The organism is Enterobacter cloacae complex sp. CARB60 (assembly GCF_036487345.1).
Lineage (GTDB): Bacteria > Pseudomonadota > Gammaproteobacteria > Enterobacterales > Enterobacteriaceae > Enterobacter > Enterobacter asburiae_D.
The window spans coordinates 1909367-1934482 of sequence record NZ_JAZKLC010000002.1 but is presented as its reverse complement, the minus strand read 5'-3'; the positions used below and the strand labels follow the sequence as shown (position 1 = coordinate 1934482).

24 protein-coding genes are annotated in these 25116 nt (G+C 56.2%); all 24 read right to left on the bottom strand.

From position 1 onward, the window contains the following. Positions 1–163: 163 nt before the first annotated feature. The 24 genes from V4835_RS10210 to tagF all read right to left on the bottom strand — a co-directional run bounded on the left by V4835_RS10210 (position 164) and on the right by tagF (position 25108). Positions 164–598: a hypothetical protein gene (locus tag V4835_RS10210; protein ID WP_063143876.1), complete on the bottom strand. Its 435-nt coding sequence runs from the start codon at positions 596–598 to the stop codon at positions 164–166. Between the two features lie 110 nt (positions 599–708). Beyond that, positions 709–1056 carry an immunity protein Tsi6 family protein gene (locus V4835_RS10205; RefSeq protein ID WP_331412090.1) on the bottom strand — a complete coding sequence of 116 codons (348 nt, stop codon included), beginning with the start codon at positions 1054–1056 and terminating at the stop codon, positions 709–711. Positions 1057–1184: 128 nt separating this feature from the next. Beyond that, positions 1185–2285, bottom strand: coding sequence for an ADP-ribosylarginine hydrolase Tri1 (tri1, locus tag V4835_RS10200; RefSeq protein ID WP_331412089.1), 1101 nt, complete (start codon positions 2283–2285; stop codon positions 1185–1187). Between the two features lie 36 nt (positions 2286–2321). Continuing rightward, positions 2322–2702: an immunity protein Tsi6 family protein gene (locus tag V4835_RS10195; protein WP_063143873.1), complete on the bottom strand. Its 381-nt coding sequence runs from the start codon at positions 2700–2702 to the stop codon at positions 2322–2324. Next, on the bottom strand, positions 2695–3957 hold the full coding sequence (locus V4835_RS10190; RefSeq protein ID WP_331412088.1) for a polymorphic toxin type 46 domain-containing protein: 1263 nt from the start codon (positions 3955–3957) through the stop codon (positions 2695–2697). The genes V4835_RS10195 and V4835_RS10190 overlap by 8 nt, the downstream gene beginning before the upstream one ends. 2 nt (positions 3958–3959) lie before the next feature. After that, the gene (locus tag V4835_RS10185) at positions 3960–4754 is read right to left on the bottom strand and encodes a DcrB-related protein (protein ID WP_331412087.1); all 795 of its coding nucleotides are present in this window, start codon (positions 4752–4754) and stop codon (positions 3960–3962) included. 11 nt (positions 4755–4765) lie between these two features. After that, entirely contained in the window at positions 4766–6694 is a 1929-nt protein-coding gene (locus V4835_RS10180; protein ID WP_331412086.1) for a type VI secretion system Vgr family protein, read from the bottom strand. Between the two features lie 64 nt (positions 6695–6758). Further along, positions 6759–7331, bottom strand: a complete 573-nt coding sequence (locus V4835_RS10175; RefSeq protein ID WP_331412085.1) for a hypothetical protein — start codon at positions 7329–7331, stop codon at positions 6759–6761. A 121-nt stretch (positions 7332–7452) separates the two neighbouring features. Continuing rightward, complete coding sequence (locus V4835_RS10170) at positions 7453–8874, bottom strand: serine/threonine protein kinase (RefSeq protein WP_331412083.1); 1422 nt, start codon at positions 8872–8874, stop codon at positions 7453–7455. Positions 8875–8898: 24 nt separating this feature from the next. After that, a complete protein-coding gene (gene tssH / locus V4835_RS10165; protein WP_331412082.1) occupies positions 8899–11514 on the bottom strand; it encodes a type VI secretion system ATPase TssH in 2616 nt (871 codons plus the stop codon). A 38-nt stretch (positions 11515–11552) separates the two neighbouring features. Continuing rightward, on the bottom strand, positions 11553–12596 hold the full coding sequence (tssG, locus tag V4835_RS10160; protein WP_331412081.1) for a type VI secretion system baseplate subunit TssG: 1044 nt from the start codon (positions 12594–12596) through the stop codon (positions 11553–11555). Next, complete coding sequence (gene tssF / locus V4835_RS10155) at positions 12593–14464, bottom strand: type VI secretion system baseplate subunit TssF (RefSeq protein ID WP_331412080.1); 1872 nt, start codon at positions 14462–14464, stop codon at positions 12593–12595. Before tssF ends, tssG begins: the two co-directional genes overlap by 4 nt. A 2-nt stretch (positions 14465–14466) precedes the next feature. Then, positions 14467–15030 (bottom strand): type VI secretion system baseplate subunit TssE, encoded by a 564-nt coding sequence (gene tssE, locus V4835_RS10150; RefSeq protein WP_063143864.1) that lies wholly within the window; start codon positions 15028–15030, stop codon positions 14467–14469. Next, a complete protein-coding gene (locus V4835_RS10145) occupies positions 15023–15835 on the bottom strand; it encodes a type VI secretion system accessory protein TagJ (RefSeq protein ID WP_331412079.1) in 813 nt (270 codons plus the stop codon). The genes tssE and V4835_RS10145 overlap by 8 nt, the downstream gene beginning before the upstream one ends. A 9-nt stretch (positions 15836–15844) precedes the next feature. After that, entirely contained in the window at positions 15845–16843 is a 999-nt protein-coding gene (locus V4835_RS10140) for a hypothetical protein (RefSeq protein WP_063143862.1), read from the bottom strand. A 16-nt stretch (positions 16844–16859) separates the two neighbouring features. Then, the gene (locus V4835_RS10135; protein WP_014884226.1) at positions 16860–17657 is read right to left on the bottom strand and encodes a PP2C family protein-serine/threonine phosphatase; all 798 of its coding nucleotides are present in this window, start codon (positions 17655–17657) and stop codon (positions 16860–16862) included. Further along, positions 17654–19417, bottom strand: a complete 1764-nt coding sequence (tagH, locus tag V4835_RS10130) for a type VI secretion system-associated FHA domain protein TagH (RefSeq protein WP_331412078.1) — start codon at positions 19415–19417, stop codon at positions 17654–17656. Before tagH ends, V4835_RS10135 begins: the two co-directional genes overlap by 4 nt. 86 nt (positions 19418–19503) lie before the next feature. Beyond that, positions 19504–19857 carry a T6SS amidase immunity protein Tai4 family protein gene (locus tag V4835_RS10125; RefSeq protein WP_331412077.1) on the bottom strand — a complete coding sequence of 118 codons (354 nt, stop codon included), beginning with the start codon at positions 19855–19857 and terminating at the stop codon, positions 19504–19506. Beyond that, the gene (locus V4835_RS10120) at positions 19854–20345 is read right to left on the bottom strand and encodes a type VI secretion system amidase effector protein Tae4 (protein WP_063143859.1); all 492 of its coding nucleotides are present in this window, start codon (positions 20343–20345) and stop codon (positions 19854–19856) included. Before V4835_RS10120 ends, V4835_RS10125 begins: the two co-directional genes overlap by 4 nt. A 58-nt stretch (positions 20346–20403) precedes the next feature. Then, positions 20404–20886: an Hcp family type VI secretion system effector gene (locus V4835_RS10115; RefSeq protein WP_063143858.1), complete on the bottom strand. Its 483-nt coding sequence runs from the start codon at positions 20884–20886 to the stop codon at positions 20404–20406. A gap of 374 nt (positions 20887–21260) precedes the next feature. Next, positions 21261–22760, bottom strand: a complete 1500-nt coding sequence (tssC, locus tag V4835_RS10110; protein WP_014884232.1) for a type VI secretion system contractile sheath large subunit — start codon at positions 22758–22760, stop codon at positions 21261–21263. Positions 22761–22763: 3 nt separating this feature from the next. Further along, positions 22764–23288, bottom strand: a complete 525-nt coding sequence (gene tssB, locus V4835_RS10105) for a type VI secretion system contractile sheath small subunit (RefSeq protein WP_008502644.1) — start codon at positions 23286–23288, stop codon at positions 22764–22766. Between the two features lie 75 nt (positions 23289–23363). Next, positions 23364–24380: a type VI secretion system protein TssA gene (gene tssA, locus V4835_RS10100; protein ID WP_331412076.1), complete on the bottom strand. Its 1017-nt coding sequence runs from the start codon at positions 24378–24380 to the stop codon at positions 23364–23366. 11 nt (positions 24381–24391) lie between these two features. Further along, positions 24392–25108: a type VI secretion system-associated protein TagF gene (tagF, locus tag V4835_RS10095; RefSeq protein WP_024909832.1), complete on the bottom strand. Its 717-nt coding sequence runs from the start codon at positions 25106–25108 to the stop codon at positions 24392–24394. Between the last annotated feature and the right edge of the window lie 8 nt (positions 25109–25116).

Here is a 25116-nt window from a genome sequence, read left to right as displayed (position 1 = left end):
CACTATGGACGAATCTCAGTGCCAGAAGTTAACTCATCTCAGTATGCAAAGCGGAAACGCCGTTGATGTGATAATGAGTAGCTGTAAGATTGACTTCGCTTGCCAAAAAATAAAACTACTTTTCCTGTAGTTTCACTGAGATATTTTTAAGTTAATATCGTGCTTATTTAAGCCATAAACCTGAAAACATAAGGACGCCACCCAGGGAAACTACGCTTTTAGCAACGAAAAGCAAGCCAGGCGCAACGACGCGTGTTATAGACGACGTTTTTTCATAATTTTCTGCATTGTATTTTTTATGCGCCTCTATGACCCCGTGAAAAATCGTGCATAGCAGCACAACGGTAACCTTTAATCCCCATACACACAGAAAAGACATGGAAAAGATAATCGAATATTGTTTCGCCGTTGCAACGGAGAATAATGACATTGACTGAGCGAACCATTTCAACGTAAAGCCAATAACAACCGTAGTCACTAGCACCAGAACGAACATCAACCCAGCCAGGAACCATTGTTTTTTGCCGAACAAATCTTTTCCATTCCAGATGTATGCTAAAGTGATAAGAATGAAAAACATACAACCAATCCATTTCATCTTTTCATACTCCACTCATTTTTTATTAGTCGCCATGCAAACAGTAAAAAAAAACCAATCGGGACTAGAATGTTCACAGCTTATCAGACATTAAAACAAAAAAACCTTAATCACTTGAGATATCTTTTTTGTCTTTTCAAATATTCCACATCTTGTTCATGAGGAAGAATGATCTTTAATCCTTGCCCCATCTGCGAAGCTATATAATTAGCATTAGATAAATGCTCAGCAAGCTCGGCATCGGTTGTATCAAATTCTTTGGACGTGAGCACTCCAAGATTCAATGCATGTAATTTACTTTTATCTTTTTCAGCACCTATTAAAATTGATTTGATATAATCCAACTGGCACTTCACCATAACATACAGTGAAAAATCAGGTTTTGCTTCCAATCGTTGATTAATTATATCAAGGGCATCACTGATATAATTCAGCTCGGTATAATCTACTTTATTCATGAGCAATCTTAAACATATGTTTTATATTGAAAATATACTTTACCCCACCACCTATTGACTGGAAGAGATTTTTTTAACTGACCAAATATCAGGCACGGGAAAATAGCCGTGCCATAGGGATTATACAATTATAAAAAATTGTCCTCAGGTGCTCTATCGAATAACTCACCTGCCATTTTAGCGATACGTTCATGTTGCACGAGTTTATTTGTCCACTCCTGGGGAATACCGGAATAACCATATAATGCTCCAGCTATTTGTCCCGCTGTAGCCGCAACGCTGTCAGCGTCATCAGCAAGATTGGCGGCCAGCAGAATCGCATCGCGGAAATTATCAGTATTCCATACGGACCACATTGCGGCCTCAAGCGTATCGATAACATAACCACTTGAACGAATCTGATCGCGAGTTTTTTGCTTATATTCACCCGCGTTGATAATCATTACGCGTGGCTGAAGCGGCATAACGTGCGGAGAAAAAACAAAATCTTTATTGCTACCGTTAATCATATGCACAAGCAAATAACTTAAATACTGTGTGCTATTTATTGCTTCCGCGGCACCGTGTGTTGCGATACTCTGTTTTTTAGCTTCATAAAACGCTTTGCTTAATGACTTTCTAAAAAAAATAGAGACAGGGGCTTGTCTGATAATAGAAGCATTACCTGCAGTTTCTGGCGCAGTATTGCCGCTCCATCCTGGGCCAATTGTTAAATATTGTTCTAAAGCAAATCGCGTTGTATTACCTATATCAAAACAGACGCCATTTGAACTGTTATAACCATGCTGATACCATTCCAGAAGCTTATTCCTGAAGCATATAGTATCAGCATCACCTTTCTCAAGAAGCGTTTCCGCAAGACATAATGCCATGGATGTATCATCCGTCCATTCGCCTGCGCGAAGTCGAAATGGCCCACCACCTGTCATATCTTTGACGTGTGCTTTGTCACGAGGTAAAAATTCGAGCGTCGTCCCTACAGCATCTCCAACAGCAAGACCAATAAGCGCACCAACAGCACGATCTCGCGATTCCGCTAGTGAGATGTTACATGATGGTGTTAAGTCCCATTGTTTTTGTGCATCGCAATAAAAAGATGATTCTAATAGATTATCATTATATTTATACTGCATCTTCTGCTGGACTGAACGACTGCTAACAGGTAAATACTTACGATATCTATCTACATATTTAAACAATATACTCAAATTAGCATGTAAATAAATCACCACTCACCCATAATAAAATATATTTAATGTCAAAACCTAAAATTCATTAGGATATTTCATTTTAAGATTTTGTTGCTTTATTCTGTAATTGGCATCAACCTCATGCGGCAGCCTAACCTTTAATCCTCGGCGGATTTGATCAACAATAAACCAGGCATCCGACAATCTTTCAAAAAACAACTCATCCGAATTATCAAACTCTTTCGCTGCATACATACCGAACGTCATTTTCCATAATTTCGCCTTATCCTTTTCCTTGCCTTCGATTAAATCCCGTAGAAATAATAATTGTTGCACAATAGAGTCGTACATTTGTAAAATCGGGGAGTTGGGATTGAGACTTTTGACCTCGGCATATCTCTTCTTTGCTAAAGTTAATGCTTTTTCAACATAATTTAGAGCTGTCATGTCATTCATTATATGGAGTCCAAATATCACGCTTAGTGGTAAACCATTGTATCCCACCGCCTTCTGTCTGGAAAGGTTTGTCTGGTACAGACCACGTGTCCAAGGCTGGTGTGGCACTACTTCGAAGCATTTCTACTTTTTGTTGCGCCTGATAAGGTTTTACTTCTTTAGGAACAATTAACCCTGTATCCCTGACCTGTCCTTCTGGGTTAATTCCAAGTTTTGTGGCAGGGGTCGATTCATCAAGTGAATACCAATTTCCTTGCCAATTCCCTGGGGATTGATTCTGATAAGCTATTTTCCCTTTATTGATTGTTTCAATTGTCACTCTCTGCTCAAGATCTATACCGCTGCGATAAGCTGGTATTTTACTTTCTTCAACACCCTGAGAACGCATAAAATCATCAACAATTTTTTGATTTGCACGGATATTAATATCTTTATTGAGATCGCCCGTGCGTCCAAATTTTTCATTAAGTTCAGCTCTTCGGGCCGAAATATTTGGCTTAACCGGTTCGAGAACAGGCTTACCAGCCCGCCACGCATCAAACCTTGCCCCTCCCTTCATGCCAGCCCCGCCGCCGATAACGGAGCCGATCAGCATCCCCCATTTCTGACCGTCGCTGCCTTCGCCAAACAGCATTCCACCCGCGTAGCTACCCACAGTGCCACCGCCCATCGCACCGAGTGTACTCAGAAGTGCGATTGCCGGACTGGCCAGCACCGCCATCGCTCCGGCACCAACGGCGAGCATCGTCCAGTTCACCCATTCCGGGATTTCAGGACTTATTTCATCGGTCTGAACCTTGCTTCCACCGATAATAACATTACGCGATCCCTGACTAATCTCGGCGCTGCATGTCAACTTATCGCCTGTGCGAGAGGCGGGAAAGTTGTTGATGTAAACTTTTATCGAACCTTCCGCAACCCGTTGCAGGCTACCGCTGTGCTCATCACACTCTCCGGCTGACAGGTGAGCGCGGATAGCCTTTCGGCTGTTGATAAAGACATTGGGTGAACCTTTTTTTAGCGTACCGGTAGTATGGCGTGGAGCCCATGACATACTGCCGAGGAGCTCACCCAACCCACCCGCAGCACATGCCCCAGCCGCAACGGCGGAAACAGCAACCAGCGCGGTCCCTCCGGTGACGACAACGGCAGCTGCGCCCAGAATTGCCCCACCAACCAATCCTGCGATCATCCAGCCTTTTGAGGCTGTATGAGCAATCTCATCATCTACGCGAGCGGCCAGACATTCGGACATAACTATTCGGCTCGCTGTGCCATCAGATACCCGCGTATCCGATCGGGTGTATTAAGTTGGTCAGAACCAGTGATCTGGCGGCATACGGAAAGCTGTGAAAGCAAGTGATGTGATTTGTCAGAGGAAGTCGTCCAGAGCGCATAACGAAGGGGTTGGCTGTCCGGAACGGGTGCAATACTGAGTGGTTTCCCCCGCTTTTCAAAAAGCAAATATTGCCCCTCTTTCGCCCGCTGAAGTGAAAGGTGTCCATACAGTTCCTGAATGTTTTCAAAGACACTGAGTACCTTACTCTCACTATCAAGCGCAAAAAATGGCCCCTGGCTGTCGGCAGCGAGCATTTCTTGGGTTTCAGTCTGAGCCGGTTTGTGGAACTTAATACTGCGGATAATTTCCTGATATTGATTATGATAATAATCGGTAAACTCGCCCGGGCAAGTACCGATATAACACACCATCTTTTGGCCGCCAGGATGGTCACCGAGCAAAATAACGGTCTGCCTCTGGAAAATGATCGCATTATCATTTTTGAACTGATAAAAAAGCTCAACCGCCGGGAGACCATCAACAGAGGTCATCTGAGAGGATTCGAGACGAAAGTCGGGCACCGTAATTTCCAGTTCACGTACCAGCCGTGTTGCCGCATCATGGACTTTGTCTTCGTTTTTAGCACTCGCACGAGAAACAACAAAAGTAAACTCGCTGGCTCCGTTATCACTCAGGGTAAATAAATTCATGGTTCTGTCTTTAAACACATCAGGTAAGGCGAGGGATGCTTCCTGAAGAATATATTCAGCCATTCGGGTTACTCTTATTTATTGCCATTAATAACAAAAAAACTATCCACTTCCTGCTGGATTTCACCCTGATGGGATGCGCCAGGAGGATCGATAACGTTTCGTCCATCATCAGGATTCAAATGCAACTCACCGGAAAGCGTATTAATTTGCGCATTCTCTTTTGCAGTAAAGTTAAAGTTATTCCCAATGATATTAACGCTGCCGTCTTTTGATAGCTCGATAGCACTTTCACCACATTCCAGTCTCAGTGTATTACCTGCGGAAAGGATAAAGTTGTTAACCACTTTATCGTTTCGGCTCTTACCCGTCAGGCATATCACATCGCCTTTAATACCTGATTTCTGGTTTTTCGCTACCCGCAAGGTTTCATCTTCGCCAACAAACTGAGTACGATTTTTTTCAGTAGAATGCGACTCGTCGTTTTTGACGTTAATATCCAGATTCCGCTCGGCCTGGATCCACACCTGCTCTGCGCCCGCCTTGTCCTCAAAGCGCAGGGCGTTGGCGTTGTCCACGGAGCCCCCCTTAGAGCGGCTCATAAAGCCCATCTGCGTCGCCGCCGCCGGCAGCGCCCACGGCGGCATACTCGCGTCGTTGTACACGCGACCGGTGATAATCGGCCGGTCCGGATCGCCGTTGATAAAGTCCACCACCACTTCATCGCCAACGCGCGGGATTTGTACCCCGCCGTAGCCCTGGCCCGCCCACGCGCTCGACACGCGCACCCAGCAGGAGCTGGTGTCATCGCCCTTCGCCAGGCGGTCCCAGTGGAACTTCACCTTCACGCGACCGTATTTGTCCGTCCAGATACTCTCGCCGTTCGGCCCCACCACTTTCGCGGTCTGCGGGCCGTAGGTGCGCGGCCACGCCGTGGTCTGCGCCGGACGGTACACCACCGCCGACGGAATCACCGTAAAATCGGTGCGGTGAATGGTCTCCCCCTCGCCGCTGGCGTAGCGGTTCTCTTCGAGGTGGTAACCCGCCGCCGTCACCAGATACTCACCGTTGTCGCTGAAGAACGGCGCGTTGGTTAACGTGAAGGTGTGCCCTGGCGCAATCCCCGCCGCCGTCGCGGTGGCCTGAATCTGCTGATGCTCAACCTGCCAGCGCTCCTGACGGATGCGGGCATAGAACTCCCCGTGCCCTTTATCCACAAAGCGTCCCGGCCAGTCGTACACGTCAATGCTGCCCGGCTTCGGCGACGCCGGGTTCTGCTGGGCCTGGAACAGCCACGCGTTCGGCTTGCGGAAGTCATAGTCGTCGAGGCTGTAAATCCCCGGCGTCACGCTGTCCTCCAGCGCCCACTGGCTGATGCCCTCTTCATCCGTACTGCCGCCTGACGGCGTCTGGTGGTAAGGAATGACCTCATAGCCGCTGAACGGCTGATGCTGCGTGGCGGCGTCGGTGAGCACCAGGGTGTGTTTATCCGCCTCGTGGCTGAAGTGATAGGCAATCCCCTCCAGCTCCATCAGGCGGCTGATGAAGTCCAGGCTCGACTCCTGATACTGCACGCAGTAGTCCCACACCCGGTAGCTACCGGTGAGTTTATCCTCAACGTTAACCTGATGCTCACCCAGCAGGGTTTTCACAATCTGCGGCACCGTCTGCCCCTGGAAGATACGCAGGTTACGGTCGCGCTTCATCGGCCACAGGTCCGGCTCCACCGTCAGCTGGTAGACCGCGTAGCGGGTGCCCGTCAGCTCAACGGCGCTGACCGCCACGCGGGTAATCTTGCCGTTAACATAGCGGGAGGTCAGCAGGCTCTGCGTCGGGATGGTCACCGTGACCGGCTGGCCCAGCAGCTTGCTGCGGTCGATGCGCGCGTCCGTGCCGAGCACGGTCAGCGTCAGCGCGAACGACTCGGACATCGCCTCGCGGCCCGTCAGTTTCCAGAACAGAAGCCCCTCCACCGGGAGCTGAACGGTAATTCGGTTGAGCATAATCTTTATTCCATCTAGCTTATGCGATGCAGAAAAAAGGTTCGCATCTGTGATAAAGCGTCATTCAAGAAAGGGGCTTTTCCCTCTTGTTCATCCAAAAAACAAGAGAGTAGATTTTCAGTGTCTCTGAAGTGACAAATAACCCAACATTCAACCAGATGTTTGAAACATCAAACATGCTTACTAAAAGAGGGAAAAATGAGACCGAGCATCTGAATGAAATCAAACGAAATAATTCCTGAGCAAGGGCAAATTTAACCGCTCCGTTCTTTCGTTTAAAGAATACCCAGGCCGAAGCAAACAAAGAGAGTAATAAAAGTAAGTCAAGCACAAAAAAAAGCATGACCAAAATGCTAAAACCATCATCTGTATAATAATGCAACGAAGCACTAAACGCTTTTGCGTCAGAAATGAATGGGATTCTGTCGTGGCGAACTGAATTCACGCAATAAAGTAAAATGGCGAGAAGATCCATGCTTCCCCAGAAATACCCTATTTTACTCTTTAAATGCGCGACATTTTTTAGTTTACGAACGTTATTATCATTTACAAAAAATGGAATTCCGCATCTTCGCTTCATCTCACTCCCCGAGGTCGGAGAAAAAAAGCCCGGTTGTTTTTCACTGTGGGTGGTCAATTAAGACCACCGCTCCTGAGCCAATTGGGCATTTAATTCTAATGAGATTTTGTACGTAAAGAGGAGAAACAATCATCGAACACCTTTGGAATAAGTCCCTGGGCTCGAAGATCGTACGTTCCTAAGGATTCACCAGCCAGGTGCCAGGCTTGGTGATATCTAGCGTCTGGCCACGCGTTCTTCCGTTGCCCTGCAGCTCAATCCTCACTTCACCGGCTGGCAGCTTGAGCGATGCATAGCCGTTGGCCGCCGGACGCAACGCTTTTGGCTCGCCGTTCACTTTCAGCGTTTCGCCGTCGAGGATGCGGATATAGACCAACGCAACGGGGCTAGCGTCGACAGGCGGTGGAGTCTCTTGCGCCGTCGCCTGCTGGTTAGCCTTCGCCGTTTCTGGCTTCACGTCCGGCGCGTTCGCGGCGGTTTCAGCCGGACGCGTCTCTGCCGGTGCCTGTGCAGCCTGCTCAGGCGCATCGTTACCGCCGCTGAACAGCAGCGCCCCGGCGACAACACCCACCAGAAGGCCCGCGGCAACCATGCCCGGGACCTTGTAGCGGCGCCAGTCGAGCAGCGAAGCCGGTTTTTCGTCTTCGACCGGAACCAGCATCGTGCCGGGCTTTTTCGCCGTCAGCACGTCGTTGATCCCGGCGACCGGCATCTCTATCAGCGCGGCGAACTCGTCGATTGACTGCGGACGGTCCTCCATGTGCAGCGCCAGCGCGCGGTCGATGGCCTGCAGCAGCGGAATGGAATAGCCCTGCGGCATCAGTTCGACCAGCGGTTTGCAGGTATCCTGAATCGAGCGCACCACGCTGACCGGCGGTGGAGAACCCACAATCAGAGTACGCAGCACCGCGCCAAGGGCGTAAATGTCCGTCCACGGGCCCTGCTCGCTTTCGTTGTCGTCGGTGTACTGCTCAATCGGCGCAAAGCCCGGGCGCAGCATGGTTTCCGTTTCGTCGGAAAGGTTACCGATGGTGCGGCGCGCGGAGCCGAAATCGAGCAGCACCGGCAGGCCGTTATCCTGGATCTGAATGTTATCCAGAGAGATGTCGCGGTGCAGGTAGCCTTCGTTGTGGATGGTCTTGATCGCACCGAACAGCATCGGCAGCGTGCGGCGGATCCAGGCTTCGTTGATCAGCTCCGGCTTTTCTTCGCGCAGGCGAGAAAGCGTGGTGCCGCTGTAAAACAGCGTCCCCATGTAGGCCGTATCGTTTTGCACCCAGAAGCGCAGGACGTGCAGCAGGTTCGGGTGGTTAAAGCGCGCCAGCAGACGGGCTTCCTGAATGAAGCTGTTCAGGCCTGCGGAAAACGCTTTGCCAAAGCGCTCGCTGCGCAGCACGAGGGTCATGTCGTCGCCGCGCACCGCGAGCGAGGAAGGCATAAATTCTTTGATAGCGATAGTGCGTTCGAGCTGGTGATCCCACGCGCGATAGACAATGCCAAAACCGCCGCCGCCGATCACCTCTTTGATTTCAAACTCGTTGAAGCGGTACCCGACCGGGAGCGCGTTTGGGACAGTCCGATTGTTATCATTATCCGTCATCTTTTACAGTTCTCTTGATGATTATTACGCGGCAAACTGACAGTGAAACTCGCCCTGCTCGCAGGTGACGTGCAGACGTCGGTACTGCTCGTCGCTGCGGCTGGCGGTAAGTAAAATCTGGCTCATCTGAGGCAGCAAGGTGTTGGTCAGAATAGCGTCCACCATGCGGCCGCCGGACTCCACCTCGGTACAGCGCTGAACAATCTGTTCCACCACGCTGTCGTCAAACTCAGAAATAATGCTGTGATTCTCTTGCAGACGACGCTGGATGCGCTTGAGCTGCAGGCGAACAATCTGCCCCAGCATCTCGTCGCTGAGCGGGTAGTACGGCACCACCAGCAGGCGGCCCAGCAGCGCCGGTGGGAATACCTCCAGCAGCGGCTGGCGCAGGGCGCCGCTTAACGCCTCAGGCTCCGGCATCAGCTCCGGATCGGCGCACATGGCGCTAATCAGGTCGGTGCCAACGTTAGAGGTCAAAATAATGATGGTGTTACGGAAATCAATGTGGCGCCCCTCGCCGTCTTCCATCCAGCCTTTATCAAAGACCTGGAAGAAGATCTCGTGGACGTCCGGGTGCGCTTTTTCAATTTCGTCCAGCAGCACCACGCTGTACGGACGGCGGCGCACGGCCTCGGTTAACACGCCGCCTTCACCATACCCTACGTACCCCGGAGGCGCACCTTTTAAGGTGGAAACGGTGTGCGCTTCCTGGAACTCGCTCATGTTGATGGTGATAACGTTCTGCTCGCCGCCGTACAGGGATTCCGCCAGCGCCAGCGCGGTTTCGGTTTTACCGACGCCGGACGGGCCGCACAGCATAAAGACGCCCACCGGTTTGTTCGGATCGTCGAGCTTCGCCCGCGAGGTTTTCACGCGGCGGGCAATGAGATCCAGACCGTGACGCTGGCCGATAACGCGCTGGTTCAGCGTGTCGGCGAGGTTGAGCACCGCGTCGATCTCGTTTTTCACCATCCGGCCCAGCGGGATCCCGGTCCAGTCAGAGACCACCGCGGCAACCACGTTTTCATCCACAGCCGCAAACAGCAGCGGTTCATCACTCTGTAAAGCGTTCAGCGCCTGCTGCTGTTCCGCCAGCTGGCCGCGCAGCTCGGCGCTGTCTTCATCGCCCGCCGCGAACAGCGCCGCGCGCAGGCGAATAATCTCCTGCACCAGGCTGCGCTCTTCTTCCCAGCGCTGGGCCAGGGCTTCGCGCTTTGTTTCATACGCGTCGCGTTCGTCGAGTAAAGCGGTCACGCGATTGGCCTCACCGGCACCGACGCGCGCTTCGCGTTCAGCAATCTCAATTTCCACGTCCAGCGCGGCAAGATGGCGCAGGCAGTCTTCGAGCTGCGCAGGGGGCGCGCTCTGGCTGACCGCGACGCGGGCGCAGGCGGTGTCGAGCAGCGCAACGGCTTTGTCCGGCAGCTGACGCGCCGGAATGTAGCGATGCGACAGCTTCACCGCCGCGCTGACCGCTTCGTCGAGCAGCAGCACCTGGTGGTGCGTCTCCAGCGGCGACACGGTGCTGCGCAGCATCAGAATGGCTTTCGCTTCGTCCGGCTCGTGAACCTGCACCGTCTGGAAACGACGGGTTAGCGCCGGGTCTTTCTCGATGTACTTTTTGTATTCCGCCCAGGTGGTGGCCCCGATGGTGCGCAGCTGTCCGCGCGCCAGGGCAGGCTTCAGCAGGTTCGCCGCATCGCCGGTCCCCTGCTGGCCGCCTGCGCCAATCAGGGTGTGGATCTCATCGATAAACAGAATGATTGGCGTGGCGCTGGACTGGACTTCATTAATGAGCGCCTGCAGACGGGCCTCAAACTCGCCTTTCATGCCTGCGCCAGCCTGCAGCATGCCGATATCCAGCAGCCACAGCTGAATATTTTGCAGCGGCTCCGGGACGTCGCCGTCGGCGATACGCAGCGCCAGCCCTTCAACGACGGCCGTTTTGCCGACCCCGGCTTCCCCGGTCAGCAGCGGGTTGTTCTGGCGGCGGCGCATCAGGATATCCACCATCTGGCGGATCTCCTCGTCGCGCCCGACAACCGGGTCAATCTTCCCGTCGCGGGCGCGGGCGGTCAGGTCCTGACCGTACTGGGCCAGCGTCCCCTGCGCCGCCGGTACCGCACCCGCCGGGGCATCGACGTCGGCAGCGGCCTGCTGCGTCTCTTTGCTGTTGACGCAGATGGTATCGAACTGCTCAATCAGCACCTCGACGTTAAGGCGGGTGAACTGCGATGAGATGCTTTTCAGGACGTTGGCCAGGTTCCAGGTTTTAAGCATGCCGATCAGCAGGTGGCCGCCGCGAATACGGCTGACGCCAAACTTCAGCGAGCCGAAGACCCAGGCGCGCTCCACGGCGCTGTCGATATGCTCGGAGAGATCGGAAACTGAGCTGGCGCCACGCGGAAGGACATCCAGCGCCGCAACGATATCGCGCGTCAGCTGCTGCTCGTCGAGGGCAAAGTGGCGAATGACCTGCTGCAGATCGCCATCCTGCTGCTGCATCAGCTGATGCAGCCAGTGCACCAGCTCAACGTAGGGGTTGCCGCGCAGCTTGCAGAACGCAGTGGCGCTTTCCAGAGAGGTAAATAACAGCGTATCCAGTTTGCCGAAAAGCACGGCACGGCTAATTTCTGACATGTTAGTTTCCATTAACAATAATTCGGTATACGGAAGGATTACCGCTCTGCGCGATACACCAGATCGCCACGCGGGACAGGCTGCGGCTGAAGGCCCAGCCAGGTGTTATAGCCTAATCGCCCGGCGCTCCCGAGCGTGGTGCCCTGCACCGCGTCTTCGCGCAGGATCACCCGCGTTTCCCATTCAAACTCCACCCCGGCGTACTGACGCACCCAGTCGCGCAGCTCGGTGACCCACGCTTCCCCCGGCAGAAAACGGTTGTACTCCTCCGCGCTCAGCGGGCCAATGTCGATGCGAAACTTATGCTGAACGTCGCGGACGGCGACGCCGAGAAAAGCGGACTCACCCATGCGCGGCATGCGGCGTCCTGCGCCAAGCTGCGCCTGCTCGCGCGTGGAAAGCGGCATCCACTGCGGTACGTTGCTCACCAGCTTAACCGGCGCTTTAAAATAGTTGCGCAGGATCTTCTCCAGCCCCTCCGGATCCCGCCCGTGACGGGTCAGGTGTCCGGCGTGGGTAAAGCGGGCGTGCGAGCTCAGGCTGCCTTTGTTCATCTGACCCGGCTGGCCCATGCCAATCAGCGACGCCAGGTAGCCCTCAAAGCGCCTGTTATCGGCGCGATCCAGAGAGACGGTCGGCTGCGCATCCGCCCAGGCGCGGTAAAACAGCAGCGCAAGGCGGTGATGGAACAGATCGGCAAACGCGCTGAGGCTGGTGTCCTGATGATGATAAATACGCTCGCGGGCGTATTCGGTCATGTGGACCGGCAGCGGGCCGTTCGGGCCAAACAGGCCGAAGCTGAGGATAGAGACCTCATGAAGCCCGCTTTCCTCCCGCTGACGCACCTGGGCCAGCGTCGACGGCGCAAAACTCATCGACGGCTGCTGGCCGATGCGCAGCGGCTCAAATTTCGGCAGCGGCGCGCGTCCCAGCGGGTAGCGCTCGCCGCCCTGGGCATCAATGCGCCTTAACAGCTGAAACAGATCGTAGCGCCAGGGCGTCTCGCGGACCCCGCTCCAGAACGTATCCGGCAGACGGGTCAGGCGATGCACGCGCAGCGGTGCAGTGGCAGCGTCACTCATATCAGCGCCCTTTTACCCATGCGCGGCGCCCAGTAGCCAATTTCGCCGCGCTGCTGACTTTTCAGGGTGAACTCCGTAAAGCTGTTGATGGACACCAGACGGGCAAAGAGACGCTCCATCACGCTGCCGAAAAGCCACGGGCTGGCGCCGGAAAAGGCGCGCTCATCTACCGTCAGGGTAATGCCGATCCCGCGGGCGAAAACGACCGGGCCGGGTTCAGGCACGCGGCGGTGAACCGGCTCCAGCACGCAGTGGCGTACCCCCTCCACCTGACGCGCAACGGGCGTTTCTGCCAGGTTGGCGTACAGCCCTAACAGCTGGCGCAGCGCGGCCGCACCGTCTTCGTCTTCGCTGTCCATCAGGCTGAGGTAGTTCATCTGCAGCTGGCTGATGAGCCGCCAGGTGCTGAACCCTTCTGCCAGCGCGGGGCGCGGCGGCGTCGGGCCTTTGCGCAGGGTGAGGGATTTCACCGGCATGGAGTCGGCCATAATGAACTGCCCGAGCTCCTGCTGCAGCATCAGCGGCAGGTCACGGCTGGTGCAGAGCACCTCGGCAGAGATGTAGCGCAGGTTTTCCTGCCAGGGGGCATGCTGTTCATCCACCAGCGAGACAAAGACCTCCGAGCCGATATAGCCGGTGCGGGTACCGTAGCGCAGGGCGTGCTCGGACAGCACGCGCTGTTCGCGGCGCAGGGAAAAATAGGCCCCGTAGTTGCCCGCATCGCCGCTCCAGGTGCTCCAGAATGGACGAAACGTCTGGTCATCACGCTGACCGTCCGCGCTGCCATAGATTTTTTTGACCGCGTAAATTTCATAATCCAGCGGACGAATGTTATCGACCACCAGATGGTATTCATGCTGGCCTTCATTGAGCTTCTGCCGCGCCGCGACCTTTGGGAACAGGTTGATGACCGGCGTACAGTGCAGCGCCAGATGGCTGGCATCGACCACGCGCTCCAGCTGTTCATCCGACTTATCCAGCAGAATGAAGATGTCGAAGGCTTTTTCGCCTTCACAGCGCTGGATGAGCGTGCTCAGACCGCTCAGGCTAATAAAGCGGAAACGGGCCGGAAAGGCGAAATACTCCTGCAGCAGGCGATAGCCATCAAAGTTGCGCAGATCGTCCGGCAGCAGCGCCTGGTCAGGCTCAAAGCCCTCCTGGCGCAGCGCGTCCGACGCCAGCAGCCGTCGCTGCGGCTGCTGGCTGACCGTCTGACAGACGATCCCGGCGTGGTGCTCCATCACCAGCTCCAGCAGCTTCAGGGCTTCAATGTCCGGACCGCCGAGGAAAAATTCCAGGCGGTCGAAATCCAGGTGCCCGAGGTTTTGCGGGCCGTCGCAGGCGATGCGGATCCGTAAGGCGCTGCCGATCCCACGCTGGCTCAGCCCCAGCTGCGCCAGGGGCAGATCGGCGGGCACTCCGCCCAGCTCGACCTTGTCGATTTTCAGCGGCAGCAGGTTGACCTCGTGCGCCGTGGTATAGCTGCAGGTCACGCCGGTTTTTTTCAGCGCCAGGCTGTCCATCATGGTGCCGCGCGGCACGATAAAGCCCTTGCTCAGGTCGCCCCGGCTGCTGTCGGGCTCAATCTCCGCGATCGCCATCGACGGCGTGGGCGCAAGATAGTTAGGTGCAATCATCTCCAGCAGACGCTGGGAGAAGCGCGGAAACTCCGCGTCCATTTTCATCTGCACGCGGGAGGTCAGGAAGGCGAAGCCCTCCATCAGACGTTCGGTATACGGGTCCGCCACTTCGATGCCGCGCATGCCCAGCCGTCCGGCGACCTTAGGGTAGCGTTCGGCAAACTCGGCCCCCATTTCGCGCAGGTAGGCCAGCTCGCGGTTGTAGTATTCGAGCAGTTTACTTTCCATGATTACCCCGCATCTTTCAGTTCAAAATGGCCGTTTTCCAGATCGACATCGGTACGAAACAGAAACTCCAGCGGGTACGGCACGCACCACAGACGCCCTTTAATCTCGATGGAGAGCACGTTGTGCAGATCCAGCGAGGAGGTATCCGACACGCAGCGGACCTGCAGCCCCTGCGGCAAAATGCGCGGCTCAAAATTGATGATGGCCTCGGTGAGCTTGCGCTGGATATCGTGCCATTCGATATCCGACATTCTCTTTCCGGCCAGCGGCGCGACGCCGAAGTTGACCACCGAGCGGTTCACGTGCGGCAAGGCGCTCAAATCGCCGGAGGCATCGTGGTTAATGGTATTAAACAGCCACTGCAGATCGCGCAGCACATTGCGGCGCAGGGCGGCGTGGGTGATCAGATTGCTGTTGGCCGACTCGCGCTTTTTTTCCGGGTCGTTATCGGTGAGGCGATCCAGCAGCGAGGGCTGCATCTTGTCGCGCGCCCCCACCTTCTCCTGCCTGCTGCGGGCTTGCCAGCCGCTGCGCAGCAGATCGCCTTCGCCAGCGGGATTACTCATCGGCTCCGTCCGTCGCAAACGTCACGAGGCTTAAGGACAGCAGCGGGCTTTCGCTTTGCTCGCTCAGCCAGGCTTTCTGGCCCATCCCTTCGTAAAGGGTGCCGTCTTCGTCGAGCGGCTGCCATTCGGTGGTGCGGCCCAGCTTGACAGCATCAGGGGCATCGGCAGCAAAAGGATAACGCGCCGGGATCTGACACACCTGCTCCGTACCGTCGGTCAGGCGCACCAGCGCGTGACGCCAGACCAGATCGGTCACGCTGGCAGGCGCCTGGAAACGGATCTCCGCGATAGCGCTAAACGGCAGCCAGAAATAGCGGCCGTTGACGATGGTTTCGCAGACCGGGCCGAGGCGGGCATCGCCGTCCATCAGCCAGTCAAAGGCCTGCGTCTCCTCGTTTTCGAGGGTGATGCCGCCTGGGTTTGCCTGAGCCTGTTCAAGGGCCTCCAGACGCAGCGCCCGGGCGCGCTCGCCCTTCTCGTTCAGCGCCGCGGCCAGGGCAGTCAGCCACGGCCACTGGGCTTCAGGCATAGCCGGACGCGCCTGTCCCGCCATCACCTGCGCGCGCTGCAGCTCGCCCTGGATGGACTGCTCCAGCAGCGTGACGGTGGGCTTCGCCTGAGGCTTGAGCGCCAGCCAGCTTTTCAGCTGGGTCAGCGCACGCGCCCAGTTGCCGCTGAGGGTTAAAAACTGCACGAACGCGGCGCGAAGGTCGGCATCCGCCGGACGGGCTTTGATTTCAGCCTCAAGGCGCGCCAGCGCATCGCTGAGCGACTCGCCCGCCAGGCGTTGATAGAGCGTATTCATAGCCATTCCTTAATTCGCCGCGCGCCACGCGCCGACGGCCGGATCGCGAAGCTGAGGACGCAGGGTATCAATCAGAACGATATTCAGCGGCGTGCCGGGTGCGACCCAGGCGCTCCAGGTCTTTTTCACCGCCGCGATACGCGCCTGCAGCTTTGCGTCATCGCTGGCGATTTCACGGGAAATCTCTACCGCTACGGTGCCGTTGCTTTTCCAGCTGTTCAGGGCGCTATCGTAAGGCAGGATCATCCAGCTCTGGTCGCTGTTTGGCGTGCTGAATACCATGCGCTCCTTGTTGACGGAGGTGATCAGCGCGTTTTCAGGATCGGCGCTTTGATTCAGTCCGGTCACCGGGAAGCCATGGATGTAGGTCACCGCCATCTCTTTCTGTCCGCCGCTGCGGGACTGCGAAACAACGGTGTGTCCGCTCAGCCAGCTGCCGTTACCGCAGCGGGTGGTGTCAGAATCCGGAATAAAGAGCGCCGGAGCGGAAGCGCCCCCTTCCCAGAAGGTGCGAAGGTGGCAGCCGTCCTGCAGGGTAAATTCCTGCCACGGTGTGCGGTCGGCGGCGACGGTGCGGGACGCCACGTTCTGGTCTGGCGGCAATAACGCGCCGCTAGCTGGGGTTGCGGTGACGGTCGCAGCGGGCGCGGCCTGCTCCTGTTTCACCACCAGCGCCCAGTCCTGCGCTTTGCCTGCCGTGCCCTGCGCCAGCGTGGTACCCGCCGGATCGTTGAGCGTCCAGCTAAGTTTATTCACTTTGCTGCACTGGTGTTCCAGCAGGGAGCCAAGACGCGGCACAAAGTTCTCCAGCACGGAGACGTCTTTCTTGCCGTTCGCCACAATACGCAGCGCCACCTCAGGCTTACACCAGCTCTGCGGCGTATTGTCTTTAATGTTGTCGATCCAGATATCCAGCTTCTGCGCAGGAGACTGCACGATGCGGAAATTCTCAGCCTGCGCGGTGGAGGTGACCGCCAGAAGTGCCAAACCCGATAGCCAAAGTTTCATATCGTTCCTTGTGTGTCTAATCAGTTCCGCAGGGAAGAAATTGTGCTGCGTCAGAGAGGGTGTGCAGCAAAGTGGTGTCCTGAGGGTTGCCCATCCATACCGCCAGGGCAGTATAGTTATCCTGAGCATTCCCCTCCTGTTCGCCATTCTTTTGAATGATTTGGTTCATTAAGGTCAGCCACTCCTGCGGCGTATTGACCATATGCAGCGACTGCTTCATTTGCTCTTCGCTGACGCCGTGCCAGAACCCGTCGGTGCACAGTAAAAAGGCATCGCCGTCTTCAACCTGCACCACGTCGCTGTAGCTCGCTTCCGGCCCGCCGTTTTCAATCCCGAGCGCCAGATAGAGCAAATTGCTGTTCAGGTTGTCGGTCTGGTGACCGGCATCTTTCATCTGCTGCACCAGGCTGTGGTCGGTGGTCACATGCCACAGCCATCCCCGGCGAAACAGGTACAGGCGGCTGTCTCCGGCGTGCGCCCAGTAGGCCAGCCCGTAATCACGGTCAATGAACAGGCTGACCAGCGTCGTGCCCATCCGGCGATAGTCCTGCACGGCCTGCTGTTCGCTGAGGATAGTGCGGTTCGCCGTCTGCACGTAGTCGCGGATGTGCTGCGCGTTAAGATGCTTGTCGCCATCGAAGCGGGAGATGATGCTGTTGCGGGCCAGCTCTGCAGCCACCTCACCGCCCGGCAGCCCCGCGATGCCGTCGCAGACGACAAAGCAGGCCGAACGTTCCCCTATGGTTTCTCCCGTCTGATCCTGGTTGCTGGCGCGCGTCCCCTGGCGGGAGAGAGAAGCCGTTGCGATATTCATTTGTCTTCCGATCCGCTCTGTGAGTCTTTGTACTGATTCACCTCCATGTCATACGCATGAAGGAAGGCCTCGCCGAAGAGGGTGTGGAAGTCATCCTCAATCTCGCCAGCCGTCTCGCCATAGCTGCGCACAAAATAGTCCCACAGGGCGGCTTTGCGGCTGCCCGGCAGCGCCAGACGGGAGGTCATCCCGTTCTGCTTCGCCTGCTCCTCCAGCTGTTCCGGATTAAAGGACTGCAGCATCGCGGCAATAATGGCGCGGATACCGGAGATCATGCCCAGCTGGTGCGCCTGCAGATCGATCAGCGCGTCGCGCACGGATTTGGTCGGCGGCATAAAGCCCGGCATCGGGGTGCCGAACATCTGGATCAGCACGGTTTTGCCGGTCGGCAACAGCTTGAACGGGTTGTTGGCATCGTCCAGCACCATGGTCATATCGGCTTTTACGCCGCGCTTGAGGATGGAGCGCGAGGAAAGCAGCGCCACGGTTCCCTGAGAGAACATGCCGAGGATCTGCCCCAGCTGACGCATATTTTCGCGGTCAAACTGCGGGACGGGCTGCATTTCGCTCAGGCCCATGCCTTCCAGCAGCGCCTCCAGCAGCTCGCCCTGCAACACGTCGCCCTTCTCACCGCTGTTCGCCGTGGCGGTTGGGGTGGCGGCGTTATTGACCGGGTCGATGCGCAGGCGGCCCTTCGGGGCCTGAGCGCTGCTGCGCGCAACGGCCTGTGGCGTTGGCATGGTGAAGCCTGCGTAATCCGGTCGCGCGGGCTCTTCTTCAGCACGCGGTTCTTCCTGCGGCTCGGGGGCGAACAGCGGAGAACCGGCCAGCACGTCCTCTTCCTGTTCAGGCTCCGGCACTGGCGCAGGCTTCTCGGCAATAATGTCATCCGGATGGGTCAATAGCGCGCCGCCCATCAGCCCGAGCGGGTCGTCATTACGCGCGGCTGGCGCGCTGGCCTTACCGCCAAACAGGGCCAGCGGATCGAGCTCATCCGTCGCCTCTTCTTCTGGCTTAACGGGGCTATTCTCGCCCGGCGGCACCAGCGTTGACGGGGTGACGTCGTCAAAAATACTCTCTTTTTTGAACAGCGCTTCGTCGCTGAACAGCGTGTCCGGATCGACATTCTTACGCTCGAGCTTTGGATCGCTGTCGTTGAACATCGCCAGCGGATCTTCGGCGTTACGCTCCGGGGCCGCAGGCTGGGAGAACGGATCGTGCGATGCAGCAGGCTGCGGTTTTGTACGGTTGCTGGAGATGCTGTCGGAGATGGAGAACTCCTGCATCAGGCTATCCCAGATCTCCGTTGGCACGGCGGTCGGCTCGGCCTTCCCGCGCGGTGCGGCACTCGCCGGTTTCGGCTGTGGAGCGGTCGCGGGTGCGGCTGTCGGACGCGCCTGCTGATGCATGCTGGCCGCCATTCGGCTCACGGGCTGGGTATCGTGGATCAGCTCGGTGACTTCGATACGGTAGTCATCAATACCGAGAATGTCGCCATCCTGCAGTTCAACCTGACGCCCTCGCTCCAGCGGAATATCATTTAATACCACGCGGGTGACGCTACCACGGTTGGTCACGCGGCATTCGCCCTGGGCGTCCACGTGAACAATGGCCTGCAGACGAGAGATGGTGCGGTCATTGTCCGGCAACACCAGATTGTTATCCGTACCGCGCCCAATGGTGCCGCCCGGGGCGTAAAAATCACAGCTGCTTTGCGGCGGCTGATGACCGGGTTTCGTAGAAATAATCGTGAATCGCATGGCGTATTCCTGCTGGTATGATTAGCGCTCAAACGCTGCCGCTCTCGGAGCGAGAACGGCGGCGTTTGGGGCCGATTCCATCTTTTCTATTCTGCTGTTTTGAGCGGACGAATCGCGTCGCTATTGACGATTAAGCTGCACTTCAAGACCTGATAATGACCCGGTTCAGTACCGCCGACTTTCTCTTTCAGTAAAGAAACAATCACCTTGTCGGCTTTTTCAAAATTCTCAGCAGGGAGATTGCTTGCTTCGAGCCAGGCGGCGGCGCTGGCGTCTGCATCAGCTTTCAGGGCTTTGCTGTCCGCAATCTTACCGATACACCGGTTTTGCACCCAGTTTTCAAAAATTTGTTGCTGAGAAAAAGCGCTGATATCAGGCAGCGTTTGGGCATAAACGACAGAGGCATTTAATGCCAACACGAGCAGCAGTAAACGTTTCATTTCAGGCTCCAGAATGTTGCGTTGGCAGGAATAAACGAACCATTTCCTGGAGAACCAAGGAAATGACAGTCATCAGAGCAAATATTTCCATTCCAGAGAGTTACATGCCCGGTTGCATCGCTCCAGCCGTGACCGGTAAAGATGATAATACCTTGCTTGCCAGCAAATTGGGCAGGCGTTGGGGAAGAGACTGACATATCTGCATTGCCCAGAACCGTGGGTAGAAATGCGATCATATCTTTAACGCGGAACATATAGCGCTTTTTGTCATTTCCGGTCACTGTCGCATATTTGCTATTAGAAGGAATCGGAATACCACAATAATTCAAGACGTAGCTCATACGTATTGGGCAGGCATTTTTAAAAATACCGGCGTCGATATTATGCTGAACTTTTCCACCCAATAACTTGCCAACCTGTTCTACGTTTACGTTCACTTCTCTGAATCGGTTCCAGGCGGCGCCAAAAGCAGGACGCATTTGAGACATCTCATTTCTCCTTGATAAGAAGCTCAGGATAAAGTGAGCCCTTTCGGGCCCACTATTATTATGCTTCTTTGTTTTCTTTGATGTTCCAGCCAGCACTGCTTTCAGCACCTTTACCACCAGACGTGGTCTGCTCCCAGTACTGCTGTTTCACTTTCGCAGCCTGGAATGCATAGGTCACACCAACGGTATCGCCGTTGTCTGCACCGGTGTACTGAACAGAAGTGACCAGCACATCTTCCAGCGTGATGCGGGAGTATTCCACCTGCTGGCCGCCGGCTTTACAGACGGACAGTTCAACTTTAGTCAGGTGTTTACCGCTGGCGCAGTGTTTCAGTACAGCTGTGGTGGATTTGTCGATCAGCGCGTTTACGTGCAGGTCGTTAAAGTTAACTTTACCGGCACCGCCGCCACCGCCAACGCTCATATTACCTGGCTGGGAAGCGCCCCAGGAGAAGGAGGTAATATCAGTCCAGCCGGTGTGGTTAGAATCTTTAGATTCGCCCGTAACACCCTCGACCTTCAGAAACATATCAATAGCCATAATATCTACTCTTCGTGGATGAACAATATTGCTTTCGAAAAAGCCCTTATATGGCAAACAGGAAAGCATGGGGCTGAATAAAACCGTCCATATTTTACCTCTGCCTCATATCAAACGACCCGTGTCATTTGACAGTCTTACATTCCTTCGAAATAACGGAAGGAGTGTGAAGTCATTATTACCGTGCGTTATTCTGGAACCTGTTAAGGACAGCATTAACAATTTAGCCGTCTTTCCTGCCGGGTGGCGCTGTGCTTACCCGGCCTACATTGAGCAACGATATCAATAGATTGCACGTTTCATTGTAGGCCCGTGCAAGCGTAGCGCCGCCGGGCGAAACTCACTAAACGCACGTTGTCAGCAGTCTGACGCTCTTACGCGTCTTTCGTCTTCAGCGACGGCAGTTTAGATACCAGACGCAGGGAAACGGTCAGACCTTCCAGCTGGTAGTGTGGACGCAGGAAGAACTTCGCGGCGTAGTAGCCCGGGTTGTCTTCAATTTCCTGCACCTGCACTTCCGCAGCCGCCAGCGGTTTGCGGGACTTGGTCTCCTGAGAGGAGTTCGCCGGGTCACCGTCCACGTAGTTCATGACCCAGTCGTTCAGCCAGCGTTCCATCTCTTCGCGCTCGCGGAAGGAGCCGATTTTGTCGCGCACGATGCACTTCAGGTAGTGGGCAAAGCGGCAGCAGGCGAACAGGTACGGCAGACGAGAGGCCAGACGCGCGTTAGCGGTGGCATCCGGGTCATGGTACTCCGCCGGTTTCTGCAGAGACTGCGCGCCGATGAAGGCGGCAAAGTCGGAGTTTTTGCGGTGAACCAGCGGCATAAAGCCGTTTTTCGCCAGCTCGGCTTCACGACGATCGCTGATGGCGATCTCGGTTGGGCACTTCATGTCCACGCCGCCGTCATCGCTCGGGAAGGTGTGGCACGGCAGGTTTTCCACCGCCCCGCCGGACTCCACGCCGCGAATCGAGGTGCACCAGCCGTACTCTTTGAAGGAGCGGTTGATGTTGGCGGCCATCGCATAGGCGGCGTTCGCCCAGGAGTAGCTGTTGTGGTTCGCGCCGTCGGTCTGCTCTTCGAAATCAAAGCTGTCGACCGGGTTGGTGCGAATGCCGTACGGCAGGCGCGACAGGAAGCGCGGCATCACCAGGCCCAGATAGCGGGCATCTTCGGATTCACGCAGTGAACGCCAGGCCGCGTATTCGGTGTTCTGGAAGATCTTGGTCAGGTCGCGTGGGTTAGCCAGCTCCTGCCAGGACTCCATCTGCATCACGCCCGGCGCGGTACCGGTGATGAACGGACAGTGCGCCGCAGAGCCTATGCGCGCCATTTCGCCCAGCAGCTCAACGTCCTGCGGGCTGTGGTCGAAGTAGTAGTCGCCGACGATGCAGCCAAACGGCTCGCCGCCGAACTGACCGTACTCCTGCTCGTAGATTTTCTTGAAGATCGGGCTCTGGTCCCAGCCCACGCCCTTGAAGCGCTTCAGGGTGCGGCCCAGCTCCTGCTTAGAGATGCTCATAAAGCGGATCTTCAGCATCTCGTCAGTTTCAGTGTTGTTCACCAGGTAGCTCAGACCACGCCAGGCGCTCTCCAGCTTTTGAAACTCTTCGTGGTGAATAATCTGGTTCACCTGCTGCGACAGCTGCTCGTCGATACCGGCAATCAGGTTCTGAATGGTACGGTAGGTATCGTTGGAGAAGGTGACGGTATTTTCCAGCGCCTGCTGCGCCAGGGTTTTGACCGCGCTTTCAACGGCGGAGCGCGCCTGATCGGTTTTCGGGCGGAACTCTTTGTTCAGCAGCGCGCTGAACTCATCCTGGCTGAACGCCTGACCCGCCTGCTGCTCATGTTGTTGAGTCTGGTTGCTCATTGATTATTCCTCGCTACCTTTCGCGCTTTCGTCATTTTTCGGCAACTGGCTCAGGGATTTGAGCAGCGTCGGATCCTGCAGAATTTTAGCGATCAGCTCTTCCGCACCGTTTTTGCCGTCCATATAGGTCAGCAGGTTGGAGAGCTGGGTACGCGCTTCCAGCAGCTTGTTCAGCGGCTCAACCTTGCGTGCCACCGCATCCGGCAGGAAGTCGTCCATGCTGTCGAAGGTCAGATCCACGTTGAGCTTGCCTTCGCCGGTCAGGGTGTTATCCACCTGGAACGCCACGCGCGGCTTCAGCGCCTTCATGCGTTCGTCAAAGTTGTCGATGTCGATTTCGAGGAATTTACGCTCGTCGACGGCCGGCAGATTTTCCACCGGTTTGCCGACCAGATCGGCCATGACGCCCATCACAAACGGCAGCTGAATCTTACGTTCTGCACCGTAGATCTCTACGTCGTACTCGATCTGCACGCGGGGGGCACGGTTACGTGCGATGAATTTCTGCCCACTGTTACTCATTGCCATGATGTTCTCCATCAAAGATGCGCGGTGAAGGTGAAACGGCAGGCTCCATGCCTGTCGTCATAATGCCTGGACGCGTTATTCGCGGCGCCCAAAGATGTTTTCAAGTTGGTTAACGCCGTCTGGCGCCAGGTCGCGAATAATGTCCATAAAGTTAAGTTCTGACAGCCGCTGCACCCGTTCAATCATCAGCGGTGCGGGGTGGCTCGGTTCGTACTGCGCAAAATACTGCTTCGCTTTTTCCAGCATCAGCTGCGCGTCGGCGCGGCTGGTAACCTGCACGCTTCGCCAGTCGGTGACCGGCTGAGCGGGCTGCGCTGCCGCCGACTGCTGCTCGGCCTGTGGTTCTGCCTGCGCCTCACGATTCGGCAGCAGCTTGCTGATGTCGGTCACCTGACACGCGCTGGCGACCAGGCCGACGGTTTTCAGCAGCTGCTCCATCTCGGGCACGCCGCTTTCACCGAGATGCCCGGTGAGCAGCTCGCGGATCGCCAGCAGACGTTCGTTAATGACGATGACCGCTGCGGTGCCCGGCTGGTCGCCGCGGGCCAGCTCGTCAATCAGCCGTGGACGGCCGCCGGGATAGTCTGGACACTCCGTCTTGCTGCCGTCCAGCAGGGCCTGGGCATCCCGGAGCGAAATTTCATCGCCGTTTGAACGCAGAAGCGAGGCGTTTCGCACGGCGACGGTCAGGTCGGATTTATCGCTCAGCCCCGCCAGGGCGTTAATGCGATAGAACGGATCGGTTTCGCCATACTCTTCCAGCAGCGGATAGAGCGTCTCCCAGTAACGGGCGATCGCCTCCTGCACCAGCAATAATCCGTCCGCGTAGCCCGCAAGCCCGCGGCGGCGCGTCCAGGCATGGGTTAACGCCAGCAGTACGCGAAGATCTTTGGTGCGGGTCAGCAGGCTGGTGGCGAATTTTTCTACCGTGTTCCAGTCAGCGGGCTCTGCCGGGATAATGGTGTCGCCAAACTGCTGTTCCGCTTTCCCCTGACTGGCCTGATTCATGCTCTGGAAGTCGGCGTCGTACTCCAGGTTTTCGCCGCAGGGTTTTTCGGGGCTTATTGGCGCGAGAAATTCTTCGATATTCATAAGATCCCTGCTTATTCAAACATGGGCGGATAGAGACCGTGACGCCCCGGACGGGCGCCCCCTGCCGGGTCGAACAGCAGGGTGAAAAGCTGCCCGGTAAAGTTACCGCTGTGCACGTGGGTGTATAGCGGATAACCGTCGCAGCGGTTGGTCCACCAGTAGCTGGTCTGACGCAGCGGGTCAAAGCACTCCGCCGCCTGAGGCCAGCCCAGCGTGCTCTGACCGTCCTCGTCATAGCCAATCACATCAAGGATGTCGGAACGCTTTTGCGGCTCGACGGGCTGCGGCGCCGGAATGGTCATTAGCATCTCATCCAGCTGCGAGGCGGAAAAACTGTTGCGCACCGCGTGCAGCCCCAGGCGCCCAATCTGCTGGTACCAGCTTTCGGCCTGGCTGAGCAGGCTGGTCGACCACTCTGACGGGGCGAAGCTCAGCTGAAGGCAAACCGGGTACTGTCGGCCAACGCTGTCGCGGCCGGGCAGCAGGCAGCCCATCTGGATCATCTGGCTGCCCAGCATCGGCGGCACCACATAATTCCAGACTGGCGCTTTCTGGAACTGGCGCTCGCCGCTGCGCTGCTCTTCCTGCTGCCAGGCCAGCAGACCGACCTGGAACCAGTGTGACCACTGGCGCTGTAAAGTGTCAGGAAAGCGACGCTGCAAAAAATCTCCGGCGCTGGGTAACTTGCCATACCAGCTGTAGCGGTTCATCGCAGGGGTATTCGTCATACGGCTGT